At 38.8% G+C, this 14,292-nt stretch carries 16 protein-coding genes, 1 pseudogene, 1 riboswitch and 1 other annotated feature; of the genes and pseudogenes, 12 read left to right on the top strand and 5 right to left on the bottom strand.

The annotated features are described in order from the left end of the window. Window positions 1–11: 11 nt before the first annotated feature. Window positions 12–278 (top strand) — a binding site (T-box leader). Window positions 279–381: 103 nt separating this feature from the next. Genes trpE through trpA form a run of 7 tightly spaced genes read left to right on the top strand, consistent with a single transcriptional unit; the run spans window position 382 to window position 6,769 of the window. Beyond that, a complete protein-coding gene (gene trpE / locus LS684_RS11870) occupies window positions 382–1,782 on the top strand; it encodes an anthranilate synthase component I (RefSeq protein WP_233806227.1) in 1,401 nt (466 codons plus the stop codon). Continuing rightward, complete coding sequence (locus LS684_RS11865) at window positions 1,766–2,377, top strand: anthranilate synthase component II (RefSeq protein WP_233806226.1); 612 nt, start codon at window positions 1,766–1,768, stop codon at window positions 2,375–2,377. Before trpE ends, LS684_RS11865 begins: the two co-directional genes overlap by 17 nt. Beyond that, on the top strand, window positions 2,349–3,374 hold the full coding sequence (gene trpD / locus LS684_RS11860; RefSeq protein WP_233806225.1) for an anthranilate phosphoribosyltransferase: 1,026 nt from the start codon (window positions 2,349–2,351) through the stop codon (window positions 3,372–3,374). Before LS684_RS11865 ends, trpD begins: the two co-directional genes overlap by 29 nt. Then, entirely contained in the window at window positions 3,375–4,163 is a 789-nt protein-coding gene (gene trpC / locus LS684_RS11855; protein WP_233806224.1) for an indole-3-glycerol phosphate synthase TrpC, read from the top strand. Beyond that, window positions 4,164–4,772: a phosphoribosylanthranilate isomerase gene (locus LS684_RS11850; RefSeq protein WP_233806223.1), complete on the top strand. Its 609-nt coding sequence runs from the start codon at window positions 4,164–4,166 to the stop codon at window positions 4,770–4,772. A 12-nt stretch (window positions 4,773–4,784) separates the two neighbouring features. Beyond that, the gene (trpB, locus tag LS684_RS11845) at window positions 4,785–5,990 is read left to right on the top strand and encodes a tryptophan synthase subunit beta (RefSeq protein ID WP_233806222.1); all 1,206 of its coding nucleotides are present in this window, start codon (window positions 4,785–4,787) and stop codon (window positions 5,988–5,990) included. Further along, window positions 5,987–6,769: a tryptophan synthase subunit alpha gene (trpA, locus tag LS684_RS11840; protein ID WP_233806221.1), complete on the top strand. Its 783-nt coding sequence runs from the start codon at window positions 5,987–5,989 to the stop codon at window positions 6,767–6,769. Before trpB ends, trpA begins: the two co-directional genes overlap by 4 nt. A 62-nt stretch (window positions 6,770–6,831) precedes the next feature. Here trpA and LS684_RS11835 read toward each other — a convergent pair whose 3' ends face one another. After that, window positions 6,832–7,845, bottom strand: coding sequence for a DUF3231 family protein (locus tag LS684_RS11835; protein WP_233806219.1), 1,014 nt, complete (start codon window positions 7,843–7,845; stop codon window positions 6,832–6,834). A 155-nt stretch (window positions 7,846–8,000) separates the two neighbouring features. Between LS684_RS11835 and LS684_RS11830 the strand changes: the two genes are divergently transcribed. From LS684_RS11830 to cdaS, 3 genes and pseudogenes are all read left to right on the top strand, one after another. Further along, the gene (locus LS684_RS11830; RefSeq protein WP_233806218.1) at window positions 8,001–8,819 is read left to right on the top strand and encodes an MBL fold metallo-hydrolase; all 819 of its coding nucleotides are present in this window, start codon (window positions 8,001–8,003) and stop codon (window positions 8,817–8,819) included. A gap of 278 nt (window positions 8,820–9,097) precedes the next feature. Then, window positions 9,098–9,279, top strand: a pseudogene (locus LS684_RS24295) (IS5/IS1182 family transposase); the annotation flags it as partial. Window positions 9,280–9,543: 264 nt separating this feature from the next. After that, a complete protein-coding gene (gene cdaS, locus LS684_RS11825) occupies window positions 9,544–10,146 on the top strand; it encodes a sporulation-specific diadenylate cyclase CdaS (RefSeq protein ID WP_233806217.1) in 603 nt (200 codons plus the stop codon). Here cdaS and LS684_RS11820 read toward each other — a convergent pair. Further along, the gene (locus tag LS684_RS11820) at window positions 10,143–10,490 is read right to left on the bottom strand and encodes a hypothetical protein (protein WP_233806216.1); all 348 of its coding nucleotides are present in this window, start codon (window positions 10,488–10,490) and stop codon (window positions 10,143–10,145) included. The two genes, cdaS and LS684_RS11820, sit on opposite strands and share 4 nt — an antisense overlap. 161 nt (window positions 10,491–10,651) lie before the next feature. Here LS684_RS11820 and LS684_RS11815 point away from each other — a divergent pair, with 161 nt between their 5' ends. Continuing rightward, a complete protein-coding gene (locus tag LS684_RS11815; RefSeq protein ID WP_233806215.1) occupies window positions 10,652–10,855 on the top strand; it encodes a hypothetical protein in 204 nt (67 codons plus the stop codon). Window positions 10,856–11,143: 288 nt separating this feature from the next. Here the strand turns inward: LS684_RS11815 and LS684_RS11810 are convergent, their stop codons facing one another. From LS684_RS11810 to LS684_RS11800, 3 genes are read right to left on the bottom strand one after another with little or no spacing between them, the layout of a single operon-like run. Then, window positions 11,144–11,929: a hypothetical protein gene (locus tag LS684_RS11810; RefSeq protein ID WP_233806214.1), complete on the bottom strand. Its 786-nt coding sequence runs from the start codon at window positions 11,927–11,929 to the stop codon at window positions 11,144–11,146. 20 nt (window positions 11,930–11,949) lie between these two features. Next, window positions 11,950–12,414: a glycine zipper family protein gene (locus LS684_RS11805; RefSeq protein ID WP_349293053.1), complete on the bottom strand. Its 465-nt coding sequence runs from the start codon at window positions 12,412–12,414 to the stop codon at window positions 11,950–11,952. A gap of 40 nt (window positions 12,415–12,454) precedes the next feature. Then, window positions 12,455–13,225, bottom strand: coding sequence for a hypothetical protein (locus LS684_RS11800; RefSeq protein WP_233806213.1), 771 nt, complete (start codon window positions 13,223–13,225; stop codon window positions 12,455–12,457). Window positions 13,226–13,467: 242 nt separating this feature from the next. Continuing rightward, window positions 13,468–13,641: riboswitch (cobalamin riboswitch) on the top strand. Between the two features lie 186 nt (window positions 13,642–13,827). On the opposite strand from LS684_RS11800, the gene LS684_RS11795 reads away from it, so the two are divergent. After that, window positions 13,828–14,280, top strand: coding sequence for an acyl-CoA thioesterase (locus tag LS684_RS11795; protein ID WP_233806211.1), 453 nt, complete (start codon window positions 13,828–13,830; stop codon window positions 14,278–14,280). Window positions 14,281–14,292 lie beyond the last annotated feature (12 nt).

Here is a 14,292-nt window from a genome sequence, read left to right as displayed (position 1 = left end):
AAAAGAATACAGATAAATTGTTGAGTAAGAGGAGTACATGGAAGTTACTTTGTTACAGAGAGCCGGGGAAGGTGTGAGCCGGTACAAAGAGTTTCATGGAATGGACTTACGAGAGGAATTCTGAAATGAGTTAGTAGGGATTCCCGGATTTCCACCGTTAAAAGGATAGGGTATCGGAACGATTTATAGAAGTTTCCCGTACCTGAAAAAAGAGAGAGTGAATCATTGAATCACTCTAACCTGAGGTGGCACCGCGGTTTCGCTTAATCGTCCTCTATACAGACATGAATATCTTCATGCCTGTATAGGGGACTTTTTTATTTTTCAATTACATTCCAAAGATAAGGAAAAAAAGATTCAGTGAATGAGGAGGACGAATGAATGACCATTGGGACAGATAGACACATGGTAGTGGAAGAACTAGAAGGTGATACACTAACCCCTATTTCCATATTCCAACGCATTAGTGGCAAGAAGAAGTTTTTATTAGAGAGTTCAAATAAGCATGAACACTCGGGTAGGTTTTCTTTTATCGGAGTAGATCCAGCATTTGAACTAAAAGGGGTCCAACAAAAAACGCAAATCACTTCAAAGGAACAAACAGAATTGATAATTGAACATCCGCTTGAAGTATTGAAAAGAAAAATGCCTAACCAAGTTGACTATCAAGAAATTCCATTTATAGGGGGGCCTGTTGGGTTTGTTGGATATGACGTTGTTCGTCATTACGAGAGGATTGGACAATTGCCATTTGATGAGCTCCATATTCCAGATGTTCACTTTATGTTTTTTGAGATTGTCATTATTTTTGACCATGTAGCGGAAAAGGTTTTCTTTATTGGCACCCCATTACAGGAAACGACGACGAAAGAGGAGCTTTTAGAGCAGGTATTAAAGCTAAAGCAAGAAATTGAACAGCCTGTAAAAGATATTCGAACAACAGATGTACGACTATCTAGATTTGAAACCTCTATTTCGAAGGAAGACTTTATCGAAAAAGTCAAAACGGCAAAGGAATACATTCGTGAAGGAGATATCTTCCAAGTGGTGCTTTCCCAAAGGTTATCAGCGGAATTAATAGGAGACCCATTCCAATTTTACCGGAGGCTTCGGAAAGAGAACCCATCTCCATATTTGTATTATTTAGATTTTGAAGATTATTTAGTAATCGGTGCTTCACCTGAAAGCTTGATTAAAGTGAATGAACGGAAGGTTACAACGAATCCAATAGCGGGTACTAGGCCGAGAGGAAGAAATGCGGAATTGGATCAAAAGCTAGAACAAGATCTTCTACAGGATGAAAAAGAGCTCTCTGAACATCGAATGCTTCTCGACCTAGGAAGAAATGATCTAGGACGAGTAAGTGAATTTGGTTCCATCACGATTGAAAAAAATATGCAAGTTGAAAAGTTCAAGCATGTGATGCACTTGGTTTCAGAGGTTAGTGGGAATTTGAAGGATTCGTACACCGCTATTGATGCACTCGTCGCGTGTCTGCCAGCAGGAACTGTTTCGGGGGCGCCAAAAATTAGAGCAATGGAAATTATTAATGAACTGGAACACGTCAAAAGGGGCGTCTATTCAGGAGCAGTTGGTTACTTATCTGCAAATGGAAACATGGATTTCGCGCTAGCTATTCGAACGATGCTAGTGAAAGATAATCATGCATATATTCAAGCTGGTGCAGGAATCGTTTATGATTCGATCCCTGAAAAGGAATATGAAGAAACGATTCATAAATTAAAAGCATTTCTGGAGGATGACGATGATTTTATTAATTGATAATTATGATTCATTTACATTTAATTTATTTCAATATTTTGGAGAGCTTGGTGAAGAAGTGGTCGTGTATAGGAATGATGCACTATCCATCGCGAAAATTGAACAGTTAAAACCCGACGCTATCGTGCTTTCACCAGGTCCTGGTCGTCCTGAAGAGGCTGGAATATGCGTAGATGTGATTAAGCAATTCCACCAACAAATCCCTATATTAGGCATTTGTTTAGGCCACCAAGCAATTGGCTACGCATTTGGAGGGAAAATTGAGAAAGCTAGAAAGATTATGCATGGGAAAATTTCAAAAGTGACACATCGTGGGAATTATTTATTCCAATATTTGTCACAGCCACTTGATGTCATGAGATATCACTCGCTAGTTATAGAGAAAGGGTCACTTCCTGGCTATTTCCAAGTGTTAGCAACCTCAATGGATGATCAAGAAATTATGGCCATTAAGCATGAGAAAGCTCCATTATATGGGCTTCAGTTCCATCCAGAATCAATTGGAACCCTTTCAGGAAAAAAGATCTTGGCAAATTTTCTAAAGGAAATGGGGAGGGAAATAGACGATGAACAAGTATTTACAAAAATTATCTAATCAACAATCGTTAACCAAAATAGAAATGGAAGAGGCGGTTGAGCAGTTGTTCTCAGAAGAAACGACCGATAGTGAAATGGCAGCTTTTCTAATAGGTCTAAAAACGAAAGGCGAAACAGTAGACGAAATCGCTGGATTAGTGAATGGTCTTCGTTCTAAATCCATCCCATTTAGTAAGAAGATTCCGAATGTTATGGATAATTGCGGAACGGGTGGAGATGGATCGAAAAGCTTTAATGTGAGCACTACTTCGGCATTTGTATTAGCTGGAGCAGGAATTTCAATTGCCAAGCATGGGAACCGTAGTATTTCGAGTAAGACCGGAAGTGCAGATGTGTTAGAAGAGCTTGGTGTTCAGCTATCCTTATCGCAGGAAGTCTCAGAACAGCTTTTGCATGATATTGGAATTACTTTTTTATACGCTCCCCATGTACATCCCCAATTAAAACAAATTATGAAGGTACGTAAGGAGTTAAGAGTCCCGACCGTCTTTAATCTAATTGGTCCATTAACAAATCCAGTAGACTTAGATACGCAATTGCTTGGTGTGTATCGCCGGGACTTGTTGGAAATGTTTGCAGACGTGTTAAATGCTTTAGGAAGAAGCCGAGCGGTAATTGTGAATGGGGCAGGATCCATGGATGAAGCGTCTCTTCAAGGAGAAAATCATCTTGTCATTCTTGATAACGGAAGCATCACTAAGACCGTTCTTCATCCAGAAGAGCTTGGACTCTCAATTTATTCAAATGAAGAAATTCGAGGCGGCGATGCGAGGGAAAATGCACGGATTTTATTATCTGTGTTGCAAGGAAAAGAAGGAGCGTATCTTGACACCGTTTTACTGAATGCTGGAATTGGAATCTATGCAAATGGCAAGGTAACAAACATTCAAGAAGGGATTCATTTAGCGAAGAAGAGTATTGATTCTGGGTCTGCTCTAGCAAAATTGGAGCAATTGATCGAGAAAACGCAACAATCTGAGAAAAAGGTGATCTAAATGACAACCATCTTACATCGTATTTTAGAAGAAAAAGAGCTTGAAGTTCAGCAGTTAAAGACATTGGATAATGGAGAGCAACCTGCAAACAAATATACTCATTATTCATTTATCGAGATTCTTCGGGCAGCTGATCAAGTAGCGATTATTGCGGAATTTAAGCGTGCTTCTCCTTCGAAGGGTGATATCAATCTTCTGTTATCCCCTTCAGATCAAGGGAAAGATTATGTAGCTGCCGGAGCAGACGCCATTTCGGTGCTAACAGATGCTCCTTTTTTCAAGGGGGCAGTTGCCGATTTAGAAGAGGTTCGGAAGGTAGTCGATGTGCCAATTCTTTGTAAGGACTTCATTATAGATGAAGTTCAAATTGATCGGGCGAAAAGAGTGGGAGCAAACATTATTCTATTAATTGTTGCGGCTTTAAGTCCTAATAGATTAGCAGAGCTTTATCAATATGCCTTAAGTCAGCAGCTCGAGATATTGATAGAGGTGCATTCTGAAGAAGAAGCCATACTAGCCATTGGTTTGGGAGCTAAGCTCATTGGCGTTAACAATCGGAATTTAAAAACCTTTGAAGTCGATTTAAAGACAACGGAAGCTCTAGCACCACTAATTAAACAGGCAGGAGCGTATTTGATTAGTGAAAGTGGCATTCGGTCTGTTGATGATGTGAAGAGGGTTGTAAAGGCAGGGGCAAACGGAATTCTTGTAGGTGAAGCATTTATGAAACATGAGAATGTTACACAAATGATGAACGAGATGAAGATATCGTTAAAGGCGGGAAAATAAATGAAAGTAAAAATTTGTGGAATTACAGACTTGGATACGGCGCGTATAGCGGTCAAACATGGTGCAGATGCATTAGGATTTGTATTTACCCACAGCAAACGGGAAATTAGCCCTGATGCAGCTCGTGAAATCATAAAGCAATTGCCAGAAGAAGTGGATAAAGTAGGGGTATTTGTCAATGAAACGGTAGAGAGGGTTAAAGAAATCGTTGAAATCTCCGGTATAAATATGGTTCAACTACACGGTGATGAAACTCCTAGCGATTGCTCCAGTTTTGGAGTTCCCGTGATAAAGTCGTTTAGTATCGGATCGGTTGAAGACTTAATAAATGTTCAGGAATATGCAACTGATTTTGTATTATTTGATAGTCCAAGAGGGCAGTATCATGGAGGGAATGGCAAGCTGTTTGACTGGAGGTTGCTTGAGAACATAGAAAATATAGGAAATAAATTAATTTTGGCTGGTGGTTTAACAGTTGAAAATGTGGGAGAGGCGATTCGTACCGTTCAGCCTCATATGGTAGATGTTAGCAGCGGAGTAGAATCGGATGGAAAAAAGGATCATGAAAAAATCAAGAAATTCATAGAAAAGGCGAAAAATGCAAATTAGGAGGCATTCGAAATGAACAGTTACACATTACCAGATGAGAAGGGTCACTTTGGGATTTATGGAGGGAAATATGTCCCTGAAACATTAATACAGGCGGTTAAAGAGCTGGAGGAAGAATATAAAAAAGCAATCACGGATGAAGTTTTTCAGCAAGATTTACATGATTTATTAACGGACTATGTAGGAAGAAAAACACCTCTTTACCATGCCCGTAACCTTAGTGAATTTGGGAATGGGGCAAAAATCTATTTAAAAAGAGAAGACTTGAACCATACAGGAGCTCATAAAATTAATAATACAATCGGGCAAGCGCTCCTTGCTGTTCGAATGGGAAAAAAGAAAATCGTTGCGGAAACAGGGGCAGGGCAGCACGGTGTAGCAACTGCAACTGTGTGTGCACTATTAAATTTAGAATGTGTCATTTTCATGGGGGAAGAAGATATCAAAAGGCAGGAGCTGAATGTGTTTCGGATGGAGCTCCTTGGTGCGAAGGTTGTCAGTGTAACGTCGGGTAGCAGAACGCTAAAGGATGCATGTAATGAAGCATTAAGATATTGGGTTTCTCACGTAACAGATACCCATTATATTTTAGGATCTGTCATGGGGCCGCATCCATTTCCAATGATGGTTCGTGATTTTCAAAGTGTTATTGGGTCTGAGACAAAGGCGCAATATGCTGAGAAAGAAGGAAAGCTACCTGATGCAATTGTTGCGTGTATTGGCGGGGGAAGTAATTCCATGGGCATGTTTTACCCTTTCATTAAAAATGAAGCTGTTAAGCTATACGGGGTAGAAGCAGCAGGAAGAGGTCTAGAAACAAATCAACATGCCGCTTCGTTAACGAAAGGCAAGCCAGGAATTCTACACGGTGCGCTTATGTATTTATTGCAAGATGAAGCAGGGCAAATCCAGGAAGCTCATTCCATTTCAGCAGGATTAGATTATCCTGGTGTTGGACCAGAGCATAGCTATTTAAAAGATATTGGCCGGGTGACGTATGAATCGATTACAGATGAAGAAGCGATGGAAGCATTGAAGTTATTGTGTGAGCTTGAAGGAATCATCCCTGCGCTTGAAAGTGCGCATGCAGTAGCATATGGGTTGAAGCTTGCGGCGGAAATGGATACGAGTGAGGGGATTGTCATTTGCTTATCTGGTAGAGGAGATAAAGATGTTCATACGGTAAAAACAAGATTAAAAGGAGAGAAGGACGAATGAACAGGATCGCAAAAGCATTAGCAGTTACATTGGAAAAAGGTGAAAAAGCATTTGTCCCTTACATTATGGGAGGGGATGGAGGCTTAAGTGAGTTGAAAAAGAGAGTTCTTTTCTTGGCAGAGGCTGGAGCTACCGCGATTGAAATAGGCATTCCATTTTCAGACCCCGTCGCAGATGGACCAGTCATTCAACAAGCGGGGATTCGAGCCTTAACTAATGGAGTAACATTGAAAAATATTTTAGACACAATCGCCGATGTTCGTCCAGTAGTACCGATTCCTATTATCATTATGACATATGTAAACCCCATCTATTCATTCGGAATTCCAGCATTCATCGAAGCTGCTAGAAAAGCTGGAGTAGATGGTTGTATCATTCCAGATCTCCCAATTGAAGAAGAGGAGATCATTGCACCATTAGTAGAACATGCAGGGATTGAATTCATTCGCTTAGTTACATTAACTAGTACAACTGAAAGAATCGAACAGATTACACACAAAGGAAATGGATTTGTTTATGCGGTAACGGTTAATGGGATTACAGGTACAAGAAAAGATGTAACAGAAAATTTAGCGGAACATTTGCAAAAAATAAAGGAGATTAGTCCGATTCCTGTTTTGGCCGGGTTTGGCATTTCAACACCTAACCAGGTGCAGGACATAAGTATGTACTGTGATGGAGTGATCGTTGGAAGTAAGATGGTTGAACTTTTTGAACAAAAGGACTTTGGACAAATTCAGGAATTAATTCAAGCTGCTAAAGGTGTTATCGTAACTTAATAATGGGTAAAGACGGGCTGTGATTGCATAAATTTGATTACAGCCCTCTAAATGAATCATCACTAATGTTTCGATTGTTGTGAGGTAGCAATTTGAATATGGTTTAGAAATGTAGGTGGCTGCTCAAGCCAACCTCTTTCAATCATTAAGTTAAGGCCATCTTCTCCATAAGCGCCTGCTTTCACAATATAGCTACTATAAAAAGCTACGAGATCATGTCTGAAACACATGGACATAGAGCTACCATATGTGGCAATTCCAATGGCTGAAAGACTATTGACGATCGAGGTCATAAGCTGTTCAGAAAACGGAGCGGTAGTTGAATCTGTAATACTCGTGTCCCACAACATGGTTGTTGGAATATCGCTTTCTTGAAGTACATCATGAATACTGTTTACTATTGTTTTCGTCATTCGAATTCCTCTAATGAAATAGTTCCTAATTTCCACATCTTTCATTACTTGAGAAAATCCTAATAATGTCACTTTACCAAGCTCGTTGCTGATACAATTGGTTATCAAGTGGGTAGCTTCCACACTCAGTAACATTCTTCTTTTTCCAAACCAACCAGTTAAGAAAGTTTGTTTTTCCACAAAATCCACTTTGGACGGATAATGCATATATGGTGTCCTTGTGTAAACGCCTTTTGAAAGCATTACTTCTTTAACAAACCGGTCCAATTCAGTTGCATGATCTAGAAAATTTGTAAATAGCTCATGGAGATCGTTCCGTATACTTATTGAAATTGAACTAGTGTGTGAAGTTAAACCAAAACGAACCATATGACGGATATATTCTAAATAAAACAAGTCACTAAACAACCGAGGTGCATGCGGGATTACATGGTCCTTTACGGGAAAAGCGGTAGGCTTCACAATCCCCTCCTGTTCATAAATTTTTTCTAATTCACGTAAATGATTGGTAGCAATACATAATGCTTTTTCGATAACCTGCTTAATTTCATTATCTTCAACCGTATCTAAAAAATGTGTGAGAATACAGGTCACCATACTATCATTCATATACGTTGACCAAAGTATCGACAATTCTCCACTTGTTAGTTTGATCTTACTCAAAATCTCTCCCCCTAAATCTGATGAGTTTCTCTATTTATCATCCCCTTTTTTTCAAAAATATCACGAATTTGAGAACTCGCCGTATGGTGAAAGCTTCTAGTGAAAAATATTTATGATTGGGGAAAATAAGGAGGCATGCTTGAGGAGGTGTGACATTGGAATATTCAACTGAAAAAGTATATGAATTTCATGAACATCGAATTGCAAAAGATGTATATGGCTTTCGAACAGCCCTAGTGAATGTAGTCTTTGTGACAGGGTGCGGTGAACAAGGAGATGACTGGGTGCTTGTTGATGCAGGGGTTCCTTTTTCAGGGGGGTATATTCTGCAATCTGCAAAACGCTTGTTTGGAGAAAAATCAAAACCTCGAGCCATCGTTTTAACACATGGGCATTTCGATCATGTTGGTGGAATTCAGCGGATCTTGAAGGAGTGGGATGTTCCTGTATATGCCCATAAAGAAGAGCTTCCTTATTTAACGGGGAAGAAAAATTACCTTCCACCAGATCCAACGGTAGGTAGAGGGATAATGACAATACTGTCGCCATTATACCCTAGAAAAGCCATCAATTTAGGCAACCAAATACATGATCTACCTCCAAATGGTGAGATTCCAGAAATGCCTGAGTGGCGCTGGATCCATACTCCTGGCCATACCCCAGGACACATTTCCCTTTTCCGCGAAGAAGATAAAATGCTCTTAGCTGGAGATGCTATTACGACCGTCAAACAAGAATCACTTCATGCGGTTTTATATCAAACAAAAGAAATTCATGGACCACCGGCATATTTTACACCCGATTGGGATAATGCTGAACTGTCAATCCAGAAACTCGCTTCCTTACAGCCAAGAATTGTTTATTCTGGTCATGGAAAACCGATGGCTGGTGGAGAATTACATGAAGGCTTGGTTAAACTAACAAAAAATGCAGATGAATACGTCATTCCTAAGCACGGAAAATATGTTCATTAACTGAATTTGAGTGATAGTTCATCTATTAATGAATCATCTAGCTGCGAGAGAGTACCCCCTTTTTCGTAGCTAATCTACTCCTTGAACATTCAAAATGTTTAACTTTTAGTTTTCTAAGTTTTTTTTTATTTTTGAGTTTAGTCTTGGAGGGATATTGGGCATATTTCATAATAACTTGAGTAGATTTCATCATTTTAATCCCTTTTGCTTATTGGTTTTCAAGGCATGAAAAAAGGCGTACCTACCCAAATATCGAATTAGTGAAGTACGACCAATGAACAGCTGTTGAACGAGTGAATGCCTATTTAAAAGAATTCTTCCCGTTAAACAAGGTGAGACATCAAAAGGGAAGAAAGGCAAAAATTCATATTGATTTGGTTTCTATTGTTTACCGTTCATGAAATTATCGGCAGAGCGATTCAATCAACTATTGAACAGTTTACAACCAGTGGCAGCTTGATTTTTTTGCCATAGAAAGGCAAATCACTGATGAAAACCCGTTGATTGGAGGGGAGGCGCGAAGACTCCTGCGTGATCAGAAGGACAGGTGACACCATGCAGGAGCCAAGCGACGAGGAGGCTCAGAACCGGCCATGGGGAAAGTGAAACGTCTGGAGCGCAAATCAACAGCCTTGTTTAAAGATAAACAATCATTTATTTATGTTGAAAATCGTGTGAAGTGTAGTCCATCAATAAGATTACGTATAAAGAGGGTGTGAATAATATGTATTATGAAGACAGTCAATATCGAAATGATATCCAAATGTATTTAGAAAAAATACAAGATCGAACAGATCTCATTTGTTCTACCCTAGCTGAATCAAGCTGTTGTATTCTAACGGATTTTGAACAATTACATTCTCTTGTTTCAGAAGCGCAGGGACTTGCCTCTTCCTATTATTTGCAATCGTTTCTCTCTCCTTATACAAAAGAATTTTCAAATATATCTTTAGCGGCTCACAGACTATCTGAGAGTAGGCATGGTGCTTTAATGGTAGTTGAACGGAAGCAGCCTCTTGATGATTGGATTCATAATGGGTTTTCAATCAATGCAAAGATTAGCCATACATTGCTTGAAACCATTTTTTACCCAGGGAATCCGATGCATGATGGAGGAACGTTGATTCGTAAAGATACAATTGTATCAGCAGGTAATATTCTCCCGTTAACAGAAAAAAAGGTAGAAGGAATAAAGTTAGGTACAAGGCATCGAGCTGCTATTGGTTTAACCGAGCAAACAGATGCGATAGTAATCGTTGTGTCAGAAGAAACAGGTAGAATCACATTTGCTGTTGATGGGAAATTATATGTAGTGAAAACCAATTAATGGATATTTATTGATATAGATTGTTCCTTGTTAATGACGACGACCTCTCTAAAAAAGCTTTTCAACATAACCCATTTTGCTGGATACACATGGATGAATTCTTGTAGCATCCTATCTGAATAGATGACTAAATAATCAAGTTCACGATTGCTCTTAGATAAATCATAAAGCAATGCATGTGGGATAGAATAATGGGGGTAAATTTGCTGTTTATTCAACGGTACAACTTCGATGCTCTTATCTCTCATAAATTGCAAGCAATGATTCAGCTGAAGTTGTGTACTTTCTTCGTTTGACAATCCATTAACGGGAAACCTCTCATTTATTAGGCAAACGCCTTCCATACGTTACCAGTCCTTTCCTAATATCTATTTTCTTTATTTACATATGGAACTAGAAATATACCATTCTTTAGTAAATTGGGAACATACGTATGTGTGTAAGTCCATACCAATTTGCCTAAGCTCTCATATTTTAATGTAAAGGGGAAAGGAGGAGAGAAAGAATGTCAGAAGAACGAAGAAGACCAAGAGTCATAAATGCGGATAAAGTCATCATTCGGGCAAATGAAGTAATCGTAATTGATGAACGAGATCGGAAACGTAGACACCATCGCGATCGTTTTGATGTAGCAGGTTTAGATGACCGTCATTCTCATGATGACCATCGCGATCACCGTCGTTGGTCAAATCCATGGTTGAATTTCTAAGCATATGAACAGGAAAGTTACACTTTCCTGTTTGCGTTTTTTCAAGGTTATTTTCAGAAAGTAGTTGTTTTATACCAGGTAAGAATCCTTTCTTCATACGAAGACAAGCAGTTTTGGAGCGGAAGGATGCGAGGTGCCAGAGGGAACAGTGGGACAGGTAAGATCTCACAGGCGAAGCAGAGGAGGTTCACCGCAAGTCTCTCGAGAGTATCCTAGTGGGGAAAACTGCGCATGATTCAAGCAACAAATGATACGAAACAGCTTCTTCAAAAATAGGGTTCCATGTTGTTATTTTGACATATTCCTAGGAAATGGGATTTTTCGTGTTGCTAGTTGATAATTCTCCTTTAAGTAATTAAATTGATCTTTCTCAAATAACTTGTTATTCTCTACAGCGTATACATAGGAATCGTAGATGGTAGAGCCATAAATGATCGGTAAAAATAAAAACCATTCGGGGTTCAGGACTGAGGTTGCTTGTTCAATTTTCCCATCTACAAGGAAATGAACCGCTTCTAAAAAATGGGATAAATATATAAACGTAATCCACAAGATAAGAGTATAAAAGCTTAAAAATACTCGATGTATATAGAGATAGCCCATTCCCGGCATAAAGATTGACCAAATGACACTCATAATGGGCGTTCTTTTCTCCAAATAATTAATTTCAAGTGCACTGATCTTGAAATTAACAAAATTTGCGTTTTCCCTGGATGCTAATGTGTGAATGGTATTTAGGCTAACGCATGTTCGGTAACTATCCCATATGGCAAACAGCCATACAGGGATATATAATAGAAACCATTTAATATTAATGATTTCTTTCGCTTGCTCCCATTCTCCTGTAAGAGAAAAAATGATGGCTACATTGATATTCGCATTTGTATTGATTAGGATGACCCATAAGGTTAAGAGGGTAGCTCGGATATATTTGCAGAGATAAAAATGACCGAAGCCAGGGAATAAGGCCGACCAAAAGGCGACGATATACGGATCCTTTTGATGGATAATTGTTGTTCCTGTGATGCTAACATATGCGATTTGTCTTCTAGATTGATGAGTAGTGTATGACATTTGGCGACTCCTTTTGATCCTTACTTTTGAATGGAAGACACTCCAATAGCAAAATGTTCCCAAAGTGTCCTTTCGACAAAGTCTAGCTGTTTCTGCTCGCATTCAATAACAAGCACGATTTCTGAAGTTTTTCCTTTTAATAGTCGCTTTTGCTTATGAACAACCTTATGGATATAAACGTCAATTAAAAAACCAATTAAAAATCCAACTGCTGCACCAATCAGCCCCCAATAAATAGGTCCCCATTTTAAATTGAAGCCAATGCTTGCTCCGATAACAGAAAGAGCCGTTCCAAGTGCAGCTCCTTTATCAAATAAACTAACTCCATCTGACTTATGAAGGGTGTCAAATAGCCTGCGTTCTTGTTTGCGATTATCTAATGGGACAGCAAGAATTTGCTCATTGTCGATTCCATATTCTTCAAGTGCAGATAATGCAAGTTCTACATAAGGGGAACTCTCAAAAGTAGAGAATACAAGCATCATCTCACCTTCCTTTCTATGATCTTACTGCCATGTTCTATCCTTATTTTTGCTGTGTGATGCCAATCAAATGCTTTTGATAGGTTTTGCGAAGCCATTGTTTTTGATCAAGGATGTATAATTTATTTTGCTCTACGGTATTTATGTATGCATCATAAATAGCGAACCCATAGACAGATGGAATAAACATAAACCATTCTTTGTTTATCACCTGAATCATTTGGAGAGGGTTTCCTATGAAGAGGTAATAAATGGATTCCAAGAAGTTTGAAAAATAGAATATGATTAAGGTCCATAGCAATAGAAAAAAACTATTAATAATTTGAAAATTATACAGTTGCCCGAGCCCAGGTAAGAGCATGGACCAAAGTACTGCGTTTAGAGGAATGTTTTTATTGTAGTAATTGATGGCCATACCAGAAATGGTGAATCCACTAGAACTTAAATTACTTAACACGGCGATCTTGTTAAGACTAATTGCTGAGCGGTAGCTATCCCATATGGAAAAAAGATAGACAGGGATATAAAGCAACATCCATTGCTTATCGAGGATTTGTCCTGCTTTAGACCAATCGCCAGTAAACGAGTGCACAATAGCAATATTAATATTGGATTGTGTATTTACAAGTATTTCCCACATAAAGAGAATAATTCCTCGGAGATGCTTTCCGAGCAAAATATGTCCAAAACCAGGTAATGCAGCAGACCACCAAGCAATTATATATGGGTTACGTTGATGAATAATATTCGTTCCATATTTGGTTAAAAGAGCTTTTTGAAACCGGGGATGTGTTTGTGAATGATGTGTATTCATAACCCTTCCTTATGCCATGTATGATAGATTAATTGTCATGTATAGATTTCCCCAAGAATGAAAAAAAATCCATAAATAGAGAAAGTGAAGAGATTTTTAAGGAGTAATTGAACGTATATCGTAACTGCTCCAGTATGTGCCTGTAGAACTACTAAAAAATGATTGTCAAATGTTGTAGATTATATTATACTCAAAACAACACAATATTTAGTACAAAGTACTGTTTGTAATACTATATATGGTTAATAACCGTTAATGAAGGTGTCTGAATAGACTTAATAGGGAATCTGGTGGAAATCCAGAACTGTCCCCGCAACTGTAAGCGTGACGAATAAAGTATCCACTGTCGTTTGATGGGAAGGGCTTTTAGTAGGATGATCGCGAGTCAGGAGACCTGCCTTCTTTAAAGCGTGTTATCTTCTTCGGGAATTGGGAAGGTAAAGACGAGGGTATGATGATTAGATAGGTCGATTCGTTATCTATGATATATATTCTGCGCCTTTTATAGCCCATCCTCAATTTGAGTGATGGGCTTTTTATTGTGCAAAACCCAATTCTCCTGCCGCAATAATCGAAAACTATTGTTAGAAAAGAGGAGAAGTATGATCGAACAACTATCTACCGACGTATCTAGAACAATTCAGACGAAGTTAGTTTTACCCCCTGATACAAATCATATGGGAACAATCTTTGGAGGAACGGTTTTGTCGTACATTGACGAAATTGCTGCTGTTGCCGCTATGAAGCATAGTCAAAAAGTCGTTGTAACAGCCTCGATTGATCGAGTCAATTTCCTTTCATCTGCTAGAGTTGGGGATATTTTAACGCTAGAGGGTGTTGTAGTTTACACCGGAAAAACGTCTATGGAGGTCTACGTAAAAGTCGAGTGTGAACATTTAGATACAAGGGAACGTAGGCTAACAACTGAAAGCATGTTAACCATGGTTGCGATTGATGAAAAAGGAAAACCAAGCCAAGTGCCTCAAATCGTTCCGCAAACGGTTAAAGAAAAAGAGCTATATGATCAAGCAAAAGCGAGAAGGATAAAAAGATAATAGGGGGACCAA

Source organism: Cytobacillus spongiae (assembly GCF_021390075.1).
This window is presented reverse-complemented; position numbering and strand designations above follow the sequence as displayed.